Origin of the sequence: Arthrobacter crystallopoietes (genome assembly GCF_002849715.1) — a bacterium.
Classification (GTDB): Bacteria; Actinomycetota; Actinomycetes; order Actinomycetales; family Micrococcaceae; genus Crystallibacter; species Crystallibacter crystallopoietes.
In genome coordinates this window covers 62,930-76,573 of the sequence record NZ_CP018863.1, presented here as the reverse complement: position 1 = coordinate 76,573, position 13,644 = coordinate 62,930, and the positions used below count along the sequence as shown (strand labels likewise).

Annotated in this window: 13 protein-coding genes; 5 read left to right on the top strand and 8 right to left on the bottom strand. The window is 67.6% G+C overall.

Going from position 1 to position 13,644, the window contains the following annotated elements:
- Window position 1 precedes the first annotated feature (1 nt).
- Both folP and AC20117_RS00355 read right to left on the bottom strand, forming a co-directional pair.
- Window positions 2–934, bottom strand: coding sequence for a dihydropteroate synthase (gene folP, locus AC20117_RS00360; RefSeq protein ID WP_083339802.1), 933 nt, complete (start codon window positions 932–934; stop codon window positions 2–4).
- The gene (locus AC20117_RS00355; protein WP_074701551.1) at window positions 931–2,154 is read right to left on the bottom strand and encodes an NAD(P)/FAD-dependent oxidoreductase; all 1,224 of its coding nucleotides are present in this window, start codon (window positions 2,152–2,154) and stop codon (window positions 931–933) included. The genes folP and AC20117_RS00355 overlap by 4 nt, the downstream gene beginning before the upstream one ends.
- A 148-nt stretch (window positions 2,155–2,302) precedes the next feature.
- On the opposite strand from AC20117_RS00355, the gene AC20117_RS00350 reads away from it, so the two are divergent.
- The 5 genes from AC20117_RS00350 (at window position 2,303) to AC20117_RS00330 (ending at window position 7,175) form a co-directional block, all read left to right on the top strand.
- Window positions 2,303–3,529: a cysteine desulfurase family protein gene (locus AC20117_RS00350; protein ID WP_074701552.1), complete on the top strand. Its 1,227-nt coding sequence runs from the start codon at window positions 2,303–2,305 to the stop codon at window positions 3,527–3,529.
- A gap of 75 nt (window positions 3,530–3,604) precedes the next feature.
- Window positions 3,605–4,741, top strand: coding sequence for a tRNA 2-thiouridine(34) synthase MnmA (mnmA, locus tag AC20117_RS00345; protein WP_074701553.1), 1,137 nt, complete (start codon window positions 3,605–3,607; stop codon window positions 4,739–4,741).
- Window positions 4,742–4,758: 17 nt separating this feature from the next.
- On the top strand, window positions 4,759–5,700 hold the full coding sequence (locus AC20117_RS00340) for a CPBP family intramembrane glutamic endopeptidase (protein ID WP_074701555.1): 942 nt from the start codon (window positions 4,759–4,761) through the stop codon (window positions 5,698–5,700).
- A gap of 9 nt (window positions 5,701–5,709) precedes the next feature.
- Window positions 5,710–6,111: a chorismate mutase gene (locus AC20117_RS00335; RefSeq protein WP_074701556.1), complete on the top strand. Its 402-nt coding sequence runs from the start codon at window positions 5,710–5,712 to the stop codon at window positions 6,109–6,111.
- Window positions 6,108–7,175, top strand: coding sequence for a uroporphyrinogen decarboxylase/cobalamine-independent methonine synthase family protein (locus AC20117_RS00330; protein WP_074701558.1), 1,068 nt, complete (start codon window positions 6,108–6,110; stop codon window positions 7,173–7,175). The genes AC20117_RS00335 and AC20117_RS00330 overlap by 4 nt, the downstream gene beginning before the upstream one ends.
- A 54-nt stretch (window positions 7,176–7,229) precedes the next feature.
- Here AC20117_RS00330 and AC20117_RS00325 read toward each other — a convergent pair whose 3' ends face one another.
- From AC20117_RS00325 to AC20117_RS00300, 6 genes are read right to left on the bottom strand one after another with little or no spacing between them, the layout of a single operon-like run.
- Window positions 7,230–7,880 carry a DUF4166 domain-containing protein gene (locus AC20117_RS00325; protein ID WP_074701559.1) on the bottom strand — a complete coding sequence of 217 codons (651 nt, stop codon included), beginning with the start codon at window positions 7,878–7,880 and terminating at the stop codon, window positions 7,230–7,232.
- An 8-nt stretch (window positions 7,881–7,888) separates the two neighbouring features.
- The gene (locus AC20117_RS00320; protein WP_074701561.1) at window positions 7,889–9,181 is read right to left on the bottom strand and encodes a DUF58 domain-containing protein; all 1,293 of its coding nucleotides are present in this window, start codon (window positions 9,179–9,181) and stop codon (window positions 7,889–7,891) included.
- A gap of 15 nt (window positions 9,182–9,196) precedes the next feature.
- Window positions 9,197–10,264, bottom strand: coding sequence for an AAA family ATPase (locus AC20117_RS00315; protein WP_236777404.1), 1,068 nt, complete (start codon window positions 10,262–10,264; stop codon window positions 9,197–9,199).
- Complete coding sequence (locus AC20117_RS00310; RefSeq protein WP_139186806.1) at window positions 10,261–11,502, bottom strand: DUF4350 domain-containing protein; 1,242 nt, start codon at window positions 11,500–11,502, stop codon at window positions 10,261–10,263. Before AC20117_RS00310 ends, AC20117_RS00315 begins: the two co-directional genes overlap by 4 nt.
- On the bottom strand, window positions 11,499–12,200 hold the full coding sequence (locus AC20117_RS00305) for a DUF4129 domain-containing protein (protein ID WP_101632496.1): 702 nt from the start codon (window positions 12,198–12,200) through the stop codon (window positions 11,499–11,501). The genes AC20117_RS00310 and AC20117_RS00305 overlap by 4 nt, the downstream gene beginning before the upstream one ends.
- A complete protein-coding gene (locus AC20117_RS00300; RefSeq protein WP_158300419.1) occupies window positions 12,197–13,567 on the bottom strand; it encodes a DUF7847 domain-containing protein in 1,371 nt (456 codons plus the stop codon). Before AC20117_RS00300 ends, AC20117_RS00305 begins: the two co-directional genes overlap by 4 nt.
- Between the last annotated feature and the right edge of the window lie 77 nt (window positions 13,568–13,644).

Sequence of the window (13,644 nt, the reverse complement as noted above, 5' to 3'; positions counted from 1 at the left end):
GTCACGGCTGCGCCGGTTCGTTGAACTCGCCCATGTTGTGTTTCAGATATGCCGGCTGGCGCCAGCCGAAAGCCGCTTCGGTAAAGCGCACGGCCGAGTTGGCTTCGGCGACGTTATGCATCCGGACGATTCTGGCCCCGTTCATAATGCACATGACGGCGGCGGCGAGGGATCCGGACAAGCGGTCCTTCTTGGGCTGGTCCAGCGTCTCGCCGATGAAGTCCTTGTTCGACACGGCGGCCAGTGCCGGGAACCCGAGCGCGGCTATTTCCTGGAAACGGCGGGTGATTTCCAGCGAGTGCAGGGTGTTCTTATTCAGGTCATGGCCCGGGTCGATAACGATCTTCTCGGGGGCGATGCCCAGCTCCACGGCCAAGTCCACTTTCCGACGCAGGAAGTCCGCAATTTCGTCGACGACGTCGTTGTAGTGGGGACGCGGATAGACGGTCCGCGGCGCCGCCAGCGAATGCGTGATGACCAGGTGGGCGCCGCCGTCGGCCACGGCCGCGGCGAGGTCCTTGTTCTGCAGCCCCGTGGTGTCATTGATGACGTTGGCGCCGGCCTTAATGCTGGCCTCTGCGACCTCCGGCAGGAAAGTGTCGGCCGAAATGATGACGTTGGACCGCGCACGCACGGCCTCAATGACCGGTACGATCCGCTCGGCCTCTTCGGCCGCGCTCAAAGCCGGCCCCGGCGCAAACGGAACGCCGCCGATGTCAACCCAATCGGCGCCGTCGTTAACTGCCTGCAGGCACGCGTCCACCGCCGCCTCCAGCGCAAACGTCCGCCCGCCGTCGTAAAAGGAGTCGGGCGTGCGGTTGATGATGGCCATCAGCGCTACCTGGCTGTTGAAATCGATCTTCCGGTCGCCGAAGGTGTGGACCGGATGGTCGAGGGTCGGCAGGTAAATGCCGGGTAGCGCAGTTTCCGTCACAGGCTCTTCAGCTCCTTGGCAGCGTTGGATAGGTCCACCGCTTCAACGGGGCGGCCGGAGCGGATCAGGTCCTGGATGTCGTCCTGCACATCCCAGACATTTACATTCATACCAGCCACCACGCGCCCTTCCCGCAACCAGAACGCAATGAACTCCATAGCATCCAGATCTCCGCGGATGACCGGCTCGGCCGTGGCCCACGGGAAGTAGCCGGAATATTCCATGCCGATATCGAACTGGTCCGTGTAGAAGTAGGGAATGTCATCGTTGACCGCATCCTGGCCGAGCATTACCCGTGCCGCGGTCTTGCCCTGGGCGATCGCGTTGGCCCAGTGTTCGCTGCGCAACGGACGGCCGAGAGCCGGATGATAGGCGTTGGCGACGTCCCCGGCGGCGAACACGTCCGCTGCGGAAGTGCGCAGGCTCTGGTCAGTATCGATACCGTTGGTCACGGCCAGCCCGGCCGCCTTGGCAAGGGCGGTGTTGGGGACGGCGCCGATGGCAACGAGCACCAGGTCCGCGGGTAGTCGCTCGCCGCCCTCGAGGACCACTTCCTCGACCGTGCCCTCCCCGCCGCTGAACTCCAGCGGGGTCATGCCGGTACGGATAATAACGCCTTCCCGCCGGTGCCGGTCCGCGAACTGGTTGCCGATGAGAGCGCCCAGTGCATGGCCCAGCGGCACGTCCTCGGGCCCGACAAGCGTTACGTCATTGCCCAGTTGCCGGGCCGTGGCGCCGACCTCCATGCCGATCCAGCCAAGTCCGATGACCACGAGCTTCTTGCCGCCTCCGGCCAGAGCGGAGTGCAGCGCGCTGCTCTCTTCGAGGGAGCGCAGGTAATGGATGCCTTCCAGGTCCGCGCCGGGGATGTCCAGCCGGCGGGATGAAGCGCCGGTAGCAAGCAGCAACTGCCCGTAGCCCAGATTCGTGCCGTCGGTCAGAGTCACGGAATGGCCGGCCGGATCAACGGACTCCACTGCTGTTTGCTGCCGCAGATCCACCTTGTTCTCCGCGTACCAGCCGGGGTCCTTGACCAGGGCAGCGGAAGCGTCCTCGCTCCCGGCCAGGTAGGCCTTGGACAGCGGTGGGCGGATGTACGGTTCGTGGGGTTCGGCGCCGATCAGCGTGATATCGCCGGTGAAGCCTTCACTGCGCAGGGTTTCGGCGGCTGTGGCGCCGGCGAGGCCCGCACCCGCAATAACGATTGATGTGGTCCCCATGATGGCGCTCCTTGACTGCGTGGTGTGCGGTACTGGCTCCGGATTGCTTCTGCTCTAAAACGGGTATTTATGACTTTAGAAAGGGTGCTGATGGAAGTCAATGGAGCCGATTTTCGTGAACTCTTCGTGCGACCGGTAGAATTCTGGTGTGCCCGTGTATCTAGACCACGCGGCGACCACGCCCATTTCGGCGCAGGCCCTGGCCGCACTCACTACTGAACTCAGCCGCAGCGGCAATCCTTCCTCGCTGCACGGCTCGGGCCGCCGTGCCCGCAGGGTGGTTGAAGATGCGCGCGAATCCCTGGCTGGCGCCGCCGGTGCGCACCCGAGCGAGATCATCTTCACCTCCGGCGGCACCGAAGCGGACAACCTCGCGGTCAAGGGCCTCTACTGGGCCCGGCATGACGCGGATCCCGGCCGCCGGAAGATCATCTGCTCCCCGGTGGAGCACCACGCGGTGCTGGACACCGTTGAATGGCTGGCTACCCACGAGGGCGCGGAAATCGTGTGGCTGCCGGTCGACGGATTCGGTGTGGTTTCGCTTCCGGCCTTGCAGGCGGAGCTCGACGCCGATGCCTCCTCTGTGGCGCTGGTTACGGTTATGTGGGCCAACAACGAGGTGGGCTCGGTCCAGCCCGTCGCCGAGATTGTCGAGGCGGCGCATGCCCACGGGATCCCCGTCCATTCCGACGCCGTCCAGGCCTTCGGCTCCCTGCCGGTCTCCTTCAAAGAATCCGGACTGGACACCATGGCCATCAGTGGGCACAAGATCGGCGGACCGGTGGGTGTCGGCGCGCTGCTGGTGGGGCGCAGCGTCAAGCTGACGCCGGTCCAGCACGGCGGCGGGCAGGAACGGGACATCCGCTCCGGCACCCTGGATACCCCCGCCATTGCTGCCTTTGCTGCGGCGGCGGAGGCCGCCGTCGGCAATCTTGCCGAGGAAAGCGAACGTTTGGCGAAGCTGCGCGAAAAGCTGATTGCCGGCGTCGTTAGTGCAGTTCCCGAGGCGGTGCTGCGCGGCACGCCGGATCCGGAACTGTCGGGCAAGCGGCTGCCGGGTAATGCGCACTTCACCTTCCCCGGCTGCGAGGGCGACTCCCTGCTGTTCCTGCTGGACCTGGCCGGGGTGGAGTCCTCAACCGGCTCCGCCTGCACGGCCGGCGTGCCGCGGCCCTCGCACGTGCTGCTGGCCATGGGACTGGGCGAAGACGAAGCACGCGGCGCCCAACGGTTCAGCCTCGGGCATACATCGACCGCCGAAGACGTTGACGCATTGTTGAAGGTGCTGCCGGACGCCTATGCACGGGCAAAAAAAGCCGGCATGGCCGGGCACATGTCCAGCATCGTCACGGCCGGCACCGAGCGCTGGCAATAGCAACGCGTTGGGAGCGCCTTCGAGTCCGCCGGGGCTTGGGGCAACTGATTTGAACACAACACATAAGGATTTTTCATGAAGGTATTGGCAGCGATGAGCGGCGGGGTCGACTCCGCCGTGGCAGCAGCGCGCGCGGTGGAAGCCGGACACGATGTGGTCGGCGTCCACCTGGCGCTGTCCCGCATGCCCGGCACGCTGCGGACCGGCAGCCGCGGTTGCTGCACCATCGAGGACTCGCGCGACGCCTGGCGGGCCTGCGACATCCTAGGCATTCCGTACTACGTCTGGGACTTCTCGGAGCGCTTCAAGGAAGACGTGGTGGATGACTTCATCGCCGAATACGCCGCCGGCCGCACCCCGAACCCCTGCATGCGCTGCAACGAGCGGATCAAGTTTGCCGCGCTGCTGGAGAAGGCGCTCGCGCTGGGCTTCGACGCCGTGTGCACGGGCCACTACGCCAAGGTGATCGAGGACGCGGACGGCAACCGGGAGCTGCACCGGGCCGCTGACTGGGCGAAGGACCAGTCCTACGTGCTCGGCGTGCTCACCCACGAGCAGCTCAAGCATTCCATGTTCCCGCTGGCCGAGACCCCGTCCAAGGCCGAGGTCCGGGCGGAGGCCGAGCGGCGCGGGCTTTCCGTGGCCAACAAGCCGGACAGCCACGACATCTGCTTCATTTCCGACGGCGATACCCGCGGCTGGCTGGCCGAGAAGATCGAGATGGAAACCGGGCAGATCGTGGACCAGACCGGCGAAGTGGTCGGGGAGCACGACGGCGCCAACGCCTTCACGGTGGGCCAGCGCCGCGGCCTGAAGCTGGGCCGCCCGGCAGCGGACGGCAAGCCCCGCTTCGTGCTGGAGATCCGCCCCAAGGAAAACAAGGTTGTGGTTGGCCCGGAGGCGCTGCTGGCCGTGGACCAGATGCGCGGCATCAAGGTCTCCTGGGCCGGTGTGCCCATCGCCGAGGTGGAGTCGCAGACCGAGTTCGACTGCATGGTGCAGGTGCGCGCCCATGGCGACCCGGTCGCGGCCCACGCACAGGTGGAGCCCGCCGACGACGGCCGTCCGGAGTTGGTGGTAACGCTGGTGGAGCCGATGCGGGGCGTGGCGCCGGGGCAGACCATGGTGCTGTACCAGGGCACCCGCGTGCTGGGGCAGGCCACCATCGATTCGGCACGTTCGCTCAGCTGGGATCCGGCACAGGTTTCCTGAACTACTAGGCTGGCGTCATGGCTGCGGTTAATTGGCGTCCCGTCATTATCTTTCTTGTGCTCGCTTATGCGCTCGCGTGGCTGGCGGCGCTGCCGCTGTGGCTGGGCGGCGGACTGCGGGACCCGCTTTTCGGGGTTTATGCGGTACTGATGATGTTCACGCCGGCGGTCGCTGCGCTGATCGTGAGCCGCTTCGTGGACCGGCCGGCGTCGATCCCGCGGGAACTCGGACTCGTCGAGGTGCGCCCGGTGGGACGCTTCCTGCTCTACCTGGGCCTGGGGCTGGTGGTCCCGGTTGTCCTTGGGATGGGGGCCTTGATAGTAGGGGCCTGGCTGGGCGTTTATCCGGCCGACTTCGAGAACTTCTCCGGATTCGAAGCCGCCCTCCGCGAGCAGACCGAGGCCGTCGGCGCGCCCATGCCGGCCATTCCCATCGGCATCCTGGTGGCCGCTCAGTTCTTTAACATCTTCATCGGGACCATCATCAACACGGTGCCGGCCCTCGGCGAAGAGCTCGGCTGGCGCGGCTGGCTGCTGCCCCGGCTGATGCCGCTGGGCGCGCCGGCCGCGATCGTGGTTTCCGGCGTCGTCTGGGGGTTGTGGCATGCCCCGCTGATCCTGCTCGGCTACAACTATCAGGACGGGCCGGGCTGGCTGGGCGTCCTGGCCATGTGCGCCATGTGCATGGTGTTCGGCGGTGTTTTCGCCTGGCTGCGGCTGCGCTCGCATTCGGTCTGGCCCGCGGCGCTGGCCCACGGCGCTCTCAACGCGTCTGCCGGCCTGATGTTCGTCTTCGTCATGGCCGGTTCCGGATTCTCCACTTTCCACGCCGGCGTGCTGGGCTGGTCCGGCTGGATCCTGCCGCTGCTGCTGATTATTGCCTTGGGGCTTGCCGGCCAGTTCCGCCCGGCGGCTTCATACAAAGTCCGGAGGACGCAAAGCCCGACGGCGAAACCCTAGACTGGACGCATGACTGAACCACCCCTTGCTGAAGATTTCGATCCGTCGGCCAGCTCCTTGTCCGGAGAGGTTGCCCCTGAGATCATGGCGGAGCTGTTGTCAGTGCGGGGCAGTATCGACAACATCGATGCGACGCTCGTCTACCTCCTGGCGGAGCGGTTCAAGGCCACGCAGCGGGTGGGATACCTCAAAGCACGCTATAAGCTGCCGGCGGCAGACCCGGACCGGGAGGCAGCCCAGATCGCCAGGCTGCGCCGCCTGGCAGAGGAGGCGCATCTCGACCCGGCGTTTGCCGAAAAATTCCTGAACTTCATCATTTCCGAAGTCATCAGGCATCATCAGGCCATTTCCAACGAACACAACGGCGGTACCAGCCGCAATGCCGAACAGGACGAGTCCGCCGGAGTATGACCAGCCCACGAGAAGCACCTCCGGCGGCGCCGGAGCACACCGCCCTGTCCGTCAGCGCTACCGGGCTGGGCAGCTGGCCGGGCACGGATCCGGCGGAAGCGGCACGGACCATCCGCGGCGAGCTGGGGGAGCCCAACCTGCCGCATCTGGTGGAACTGCCGGACCGGGGCGTCGGCTCCGATCCTGTGGGCCGTACCGCAGCGATGCTGCTGGAACTGGCCGTAGATCTGCAGCCCCACGGCTGGCGGCTCGTTGACCGTCCGGGGCTCGACCACCGCCGGGCGGCGTCTGCGTTGAGCACCGATGTGAACGTGCTGGCCGACGTTGCCGGGGCAGAAGAGCAGCCGGGTTCACAGTTCAAGCTGCAGTGCCGGGGACCGCTTTCCATGGCGGCCAATCTCTATCTGCACAACGGCGAACGGGCCTTGCTGGACAGCGGCGCGCGCCGCGATATTGCCGAGTCCCTGGCCGCCGGCGTCGTCGAGCATCTGCGGCGGGTCCGCACGGCGGTGCCCGGCGCGGACATTATCGTCCAGGTGGAAGAGCCCGAGATTGCGCAGGTCCTGGCCGGCACCATTCCGACGGCCAGCGGCTACCGCACCCTGCGGGCTGTTCCCGAGCAGGAGGTGAGTGCGCAGTGGCGCCAGCTGGTGGACTCGCTGCACGCTGCCGGCGCCCGGCAAGTAGTGGTGGCGCTGCCGGTGGCGGATGCTCCGTTCGAACTGGTCCTGGACGGCGGCATGGACGGCGTCGCCGTTCCGCTTGAGGGTTTGACCACCGGCCAGTGGGAGGCATTGGCAGCAGCGGCCGAAGCGGATAAGGGCATTTGGCTGGGGGCAGTGCACACCGGTCGTCCCGTCCAGGAGCCGCCGCGCGTCACCGCCGTCGTGGATTCCGTTCTGCGCCCTTGGCGTCAGCTCGGGCTTCCCGTGTCGAGGCTGCCCCAGCTTCGGCTCACCCCCTCAACCGGACTGGCCGGCCAGTCGCCTGAGGCAGCCCGCCGGATCCTGACGAGACTGAGCCAAAGCGCGGATGCGCTGAACCAGGTTGTCGCCGAAGGCTAGTTTCGGACAGCCAACTGCTGGGCATCCGGCCGGACGGTTTCGCGGGCCGGTCGGTCAGCCCTGGGCGGGCACCAGCCGGTAGGAGAACGATCCCTGGTACTCAAGCACGGTGCCCATTTGGCGTTGCAGTACCTTGGTGCGGATCCGGAAACGGCCTTCGGCCCGGTCCCACCATTGCTCGGTGAAGGCGGCCGCTTCCAGCAGCCGCGGCAGGCCCAGCCGGAACCGGTCGGCGCCAAAACTGGTCCGGCGGGAGACCAGCCGCATCCGTCCGTCTGCTCCGGCCGAGCAGGCCAGGTCTGTCCGCACCGTGCCGCTGCGGCCCAGCACGTCCGTCAGTCCGACCCCGTCCGCCCACAGGGTCATGTCCTGCATGGTGCGGCGGCCGCCGTCGAAATCGATGGTCCGGACGGCGGTCAGAGCGGGCCTGCCGTCCGCATCCAGCTGGGCGCGGTTTTCAATGCTGAACGGCACGTTCCGCTGGTAGTCCGGGAAGAGCGCATTGTCCCGGGCAGCGAGCCGCAGGAGCGGACGGAGCGCCGGACGCGGACAGCCGGCGACGTCGAAAATCCCGGTGCCGAGACCGACGGCGGCACCGCCGGAAGCGGCCGGGCCGGATCCAGCGGCCAGGCTGAAATACTCCTGCAGCTCGGGTTGCAGCAGGGCGAAGTCCTGGCCCATGGCCAGCTGGTAGACCGAAGCCATCCGGACCCCTACAGCCGGCCGGCGGCTTTGAGCCGGATGTACGTATCGGCAAGCTGCGGCGGCAGCTGGTGCGGATCGGCGTCCACCACTTCGGCCCCGAGCTGCTTGATCTGCCCGGTGATGGCCGCCCGGTCCAGGAGTGCCCGTTCGGCGGCGGCGGCCCGGAAGACCTCGGTGGCGGTGCCGCGCTGAGCCCGCAGCTCTTCCAGCAGCGGATCCCGGACGGAGGCAACCACCACCACATGCTTGGCGGTCAGCTGGGCCAGCATCGGCAGCAGGGACTCCTCGGCCGAGCCCGAATCCAGCGAGGTCAGCAGCACCACCAGGGAACGGTGGGAGGAGATGTTGTGGACCTGCGCGGGGATCTGGGACCAGTCCGCTTCGATGAGCTCCGGCTCCACAGTGGCCATCGCGTTGACCAACTGGTTGAGTAGGTTCCCCTTGGAGGCCGATCTGACCGTCGCGCGCGCCCTGCGGTCGAAAGCGAGGAAATCCACCCGGTCACCGCCCCGCTCGGCCAGCGCCGCCAGCAGCAGGGACGCTTCGATGCCGGTATCCAGCCGGGGTTCGTTGTCGATCCTGGCCGCCGCGGTGCGCGACGTGTCCAGCACGATCACCACCCGGCGGTCGCGTTCCGGACGCCACGTGCGTACGACGACGGCCTGCCGCCTTGCGGTGGCGCGCCAGTCGATCGAGCGGACGTCGTCGCCCCGGACGTAGTCGCGCAGGGAATCGAACTCGGTCCCGGCACCCCGGATCTGGACTGCTGCCTTGCCGTCGAGCTCACGCAGCTTGTGCAGTTTCGAGGGCAGATGCCGTTTGGCGTGGAAAGGCGGGAGCACCCGCAGCCGGGCGGGGGCCGGGACGGAAAGCTGCCGGGCGGCCAGGCCCAGCGGCCCCAGCGAGCGGACGGCCACGTGGTGCGCCAGCAGATCCCCGCGCCGTTCGGGACGGAGCCGGACCGCAAGCAACCGCCGCTCGCCCGCAGGAATGCTGATCCGCTGGACCGGGTTTACGGCACCGGCGGAAGGCTGCCAGCCATCCCGGAGGACCGCTTTCAGCCGGCGGGTCCCATGGTTGGTCAGCAGCAGTTCAACGGTACATTCTTCGGTCAGGCGGACGCTCGACGGTATCCGGCGTTCCAGACCGACCTTCCGCGGCGATCCGGCCAAACCCAGATCGGCCACCAGCACCACGGCCAAAAACAGACACCACCACAGGGCCGTCTGGCCCGCGGGGAACAGGATCAGCGGGAAAACGCCGGCCAGTGCCAGCAGAATGAAGCGTCCGGTCAGCGCCATTGGGGTCCCATCACGTCAGCGGGGAACCGGAACGGTGGTCAGGATGCTGTGCAGCACATCGTCGACCTGGACCCCGTCCATCTGGGCTTCGGGACGCAGCCCCACGCGGTGCCGCAGAGCCGGCAGTGTCAGGGCCTTCACATCGTCCGGCGTGACGTAGCTGCGGCCGGAGAGCCAAGCCCAGGCTTTGGCCGTGTTGAGCAAGGCGGTAGCGCCGCGCGGCGAGACTCCAAGCTGGAAGCTCGGGGCGGAACGGGTGGCCCGGGTGATGTCCACGATGTAGCCGAGCACCTCCGCGGAGATGCTGACGCGTGCGACGGCGGCACGGGCCTGGGCCAGGTCTTCGACGGAGGCAACGGGCCGTACGCCGGCGGCCTGTAGGTCGCGGGGGTCGAAGCCCATGCTGTGGCGGCGGATGATCTCGATCTCGGCGTCGCGGTCCGGTAGGTTCATCGTCATTTTCAGCAGGAAACGGTCCAGCTGGGCTTCGGGCAGCGGGTAGGTACCTTCGTACTCGATGGGGTTCTGCGTGGCGGCGACGATGAACGGTTCGGGCAGCTTCCGGGCCACACCGTCCACTGACACCTGGCGCTCTTCCATCGCCTCGAGGAGGGAAGCCTGGGTCTTCGGCGGCGTCCGGTTGATTTCGTCGGCCAGCAGGATGTTGGTGAAGACCGGTCCGTGGCGGAACGTGAATTCGGCTGTGTGCGCGTCGTAGATGAGCGAGCCGGTGACGTCGCCGGGCATCAGGTCCGGGGTGAACTGCACGCGCTTGGTATCCAGGCTCAGCGCGGCGGACAAGGTGCGGATCAACAGTGTCTTGGCCACACCCGGAACGCCCTCCAGCAGCACGTGGCCATGGGAGAGCAGGGCGATGAGCAGTCCGGTCACCGTGGCGTCCTGGCCAACCACCGCTTTAGCTACCTCGCTGCGCACATCCAGCAGCGCCTGGCGGAGGCGGTCGTCGGAGATCCCCGGGCCAGCCGGATCGGGACGGGACGAGGCCGGTCCATCTGCCGGGGCGGATCGCTGCGCCGCGGTGCCCGCCATGGAACCGGGGGCGTGCTGCGGATAATCGCTCATTGGTCCAGGATCTCTTTCTCTAGGGATTGCAGGTTCTGTGCCCAGTCCACCAGCTGGGATTCGCTTTCGGGGATGTAGGTCCGCAGCAACCGGTCCAGCTCGACGGCGGGCCGGTTGCTGTGCCGGGCCACGGCATCGACGACGGCGGCCGCACTACTTCCGGCGCCCAGGCGCAGCTTCGCAGCCAGCCGGGTCAGGGTTGCCGCACGCAGGTTGGCTGCGGCGCGCCGGATGGACTTGGAGTCCTGGTACAGCCGGGCGCGTCCGGCGGCGGTTTCCGCGGCGGGTACGACGACGGGCAGCGGCTCCTGGATCAGCTTGCCCAGGCGCCGTCCCCGCCACAGCATGGCCAGCACGCCCACCGCCAGCAGCCACAGCGTGACGGGGGCGACCCAGGCCGGCAACAGCGCCAGCGGGCTCTGCGGCTCTTCCGGCACGGCGAGGTCCGACAGCGACGGCCGGTACCAGACGAGCCTGTCGGCGCTGCCCAGGGTGTTCAGGGCCAGGGCGGCATTGCCCCGGTCGACGATTTCCTCATTGCTCAGGACATGGCCGGCGCCAAGCACAATTGTTCCGCCGTCCGCCGAAGTGACATAGGAAGCTGCGGGTTCGGCCCCGGTCTCGAACGTGAAGCACATGACGGGGCCGCGGTAGCCCAGGCCGCCGCGGCTGATGCTCCCGGCAGGCTGAGTTCCGGATTCCCGTCCGTCCAGCTCCGGGCTGCCCGCGCCGTCGTCGTTGGTCCTGCACTCCGCGGCCAACGGGCCGTCATCCTCCGGAACCCGTCCGGCGGCAGTGATCTCCGGCGCCAGTTCCTGCAGCTGCTGGAAGCCGGGCCGGATCAAGACCGTGCGGCCGCCATGGTCGGACAGCCGGGCCAGCTGGTCGGGGTCCAGGTAGTTGTTGGGGTCATGGAACAGCAGGGTCCCGCCGTCCTCCAAAATGCGCAGCGTCTGCTCCAGGGAATCCGTGGGAATCACCTCAACGCCTTGCTGCCGCAGTACTTCGGCAACAGCCATGGCGCCATTGGGGGCAGGGTTTGCTGGGGAGAGGTCCTCGCGGTCGGCGGCAGGCGCGCGCAGCAGCTGGACGAGGACGGCGGCGATGAGCAGCACGCCCAGCAGCAGCCAGAAAGCCCACCGGCGCAGCCGCTGCCTCGCCACCGACCACGCTGTTTGCTCCTGACCGCTGGCATGCCCGGTGTCTGTCCGTGCGCCCTCGGCCGTTGCCTGGCTCACTGCGGCACCGCCAGATCCGACGGTACGCCCGGGCCGAACACGGGGCTGATACCTGCGAGGGCTTTGTCCAGCGCAAGCACCGCGTTGTAGTCCTGCTCCGATGCCGGAAGGTTGCCATAGCGCACCCCGTCGAACAGTGCGGCGCTGCGGCGGACTTCGGCAGCATGCCCGGGAAATGCCGGCGCGATGCTGGCCGCGGCTTCGTCGGCCGTCTGGCCGGGCTGGGGCTGCAGGATGACGCGTTCCTCCATCGCCCGGACCAACGCGCGGAATTCCTCGGCGACCGCCGTATTCCACTCCTGGTTGGCCGCGGCGGCTGCCGCCCGCCGTCGGTGTTCGGCGGCAGTGAGCTGGACGGCGTCATCGAAGACCTCGGCCGCGGCGCGCTTGCGGGCATTCAGCCTCGGGCGGACCAACCAGATGGCGGCGCCGATGACCAGGACTGCGGCAAGGACGATCAATGCCGTCCCCAAGTTCGGGCTCACTCCCTCCAGGGATTCGATCAGATCGGTAAACCAATCGGAGACGGCCGTCAGCATCCTCTCGAGCAGTCCCGGCTTGGCCTCCTGGTACGGTTCCTTGGCCAGCTCACGGATGAGCAGTTCGCGCGCTTCGTCCTCTCCGGGGGTCACCGGGGGGACGGCGGCAGGAACCGGACGCGCGAAAAACGGCGGAACGGCCGAATAGCCGGCGATCACGGCGCTCCGGGACTGCCCGGATAACCGGACGGGCCGGGCTGGCCTGGTTGGCTTGCTGGACCCGAGTGACCCGCCGGGCCCGCGGGGCCGAAGGGCCCGGCGGCATGGAAGCTTGCGGCGTTTCCGGGGACGGATCCGAGGCCCGGGATGGTTCGGGTTTCGCGTCCCGCGGCCTGCTCATGTTCACGGAGCAGGACAACGTCAAACCCCTCGCGCCGGATCCGCAGGTCGGTGTAGACAAGGGCGATGACCGCCGCCTGGAAGGCGTAGCCGATCGCGGAGAACAGGGAAGAAACGAGCATGGACACCAGCGTCAAGGGACCCATCGCGGTGAGCATGGCTTCCGGATCGGACGGGTCTCCCATGGCGGGGCCGGCGATGCCGATCAGGATGGAGACGGGCATGCTGATGATCGAGGTGATGACGCCGACGATGATGGTGCACAGCAGCACGATGCCGAAGGTCCGCCACCAGCTGCGGTTGGTCAGCTGCCAGGACCGGACGAAAGCGCCGAAGATGCCTTTGCGCTCCATAACGACGACGGCGGGCGCCAGCATCAGCTTGACGCCGATCCAGATACTCAGGAACGTCAGCGCCAGAATGATCCCGACGATGATCCATACCGAGGTCACCCCGAGCTGGTCGGCCAGGAAGAACGAGCCGGCAATGACGGCCACCAGCGCCACCACGGTCAGGACCAGATACAACAGGCCCATGCCGATGAGGGCCCAGATCCGGCCGCGCGCCAGGGACCACATCAGGCCGAAGCTCGTTTTCTGGTTGACCGTAGCGCGGGCCGTCGGAATGGCCAGCAGGCCTTGCAGCAGCAGGATGCCGACGCTGGAGAGCAGCCCCAGCACCAGCGAGGAGGTCGCCAGGGAGAGCACCAGCGCGATGGCCGATTCGTCCGATAGCTCTTCATTGGTCATGACCTGGAGCCCGCCCAGCAGGGAAATGATCAGGCTGCCGGCGATCCAGGCCAGGATGCTGATGCCGATCTGGAACAGGACGGCGGTGCCGAAGACAGCAGCCGCGTTCTTGCGGGCCGCCTGGAAGGCACCGTCCAGGATCTCGCCCACGCCGAGGGGCCGGAGCGGGATGACCCCGGGCTTCGGCGGAGCCACGTAGCCGTTGTAGCCGCCATACGGGTTCGGCGGAGTCTGCCAACCGGCGGGCTGTCCGTAAGGCGGCGGACCGCCCGGACCGTAAGGACTCTGCTGGCCCCACTGCGGTTGCTGGCCCCACTGTGGCTGCTGACCTTGCGCGGGCCTGCCGGGCTGGCCCTGTCCCCAGGAGCCGGGCTGCTGGGGCTGACCGGGAGCCGGCTGCTCCGGCTGCTGCGCGCCGCCGTCTGATCCCTGAGCCATGGAGTTCCCCCTTGTTGATCGTTGAGCACCCGGAACGCACGGCGAGAGCCGAGGTGCCGCCGTCGTGGCGTGTCGGC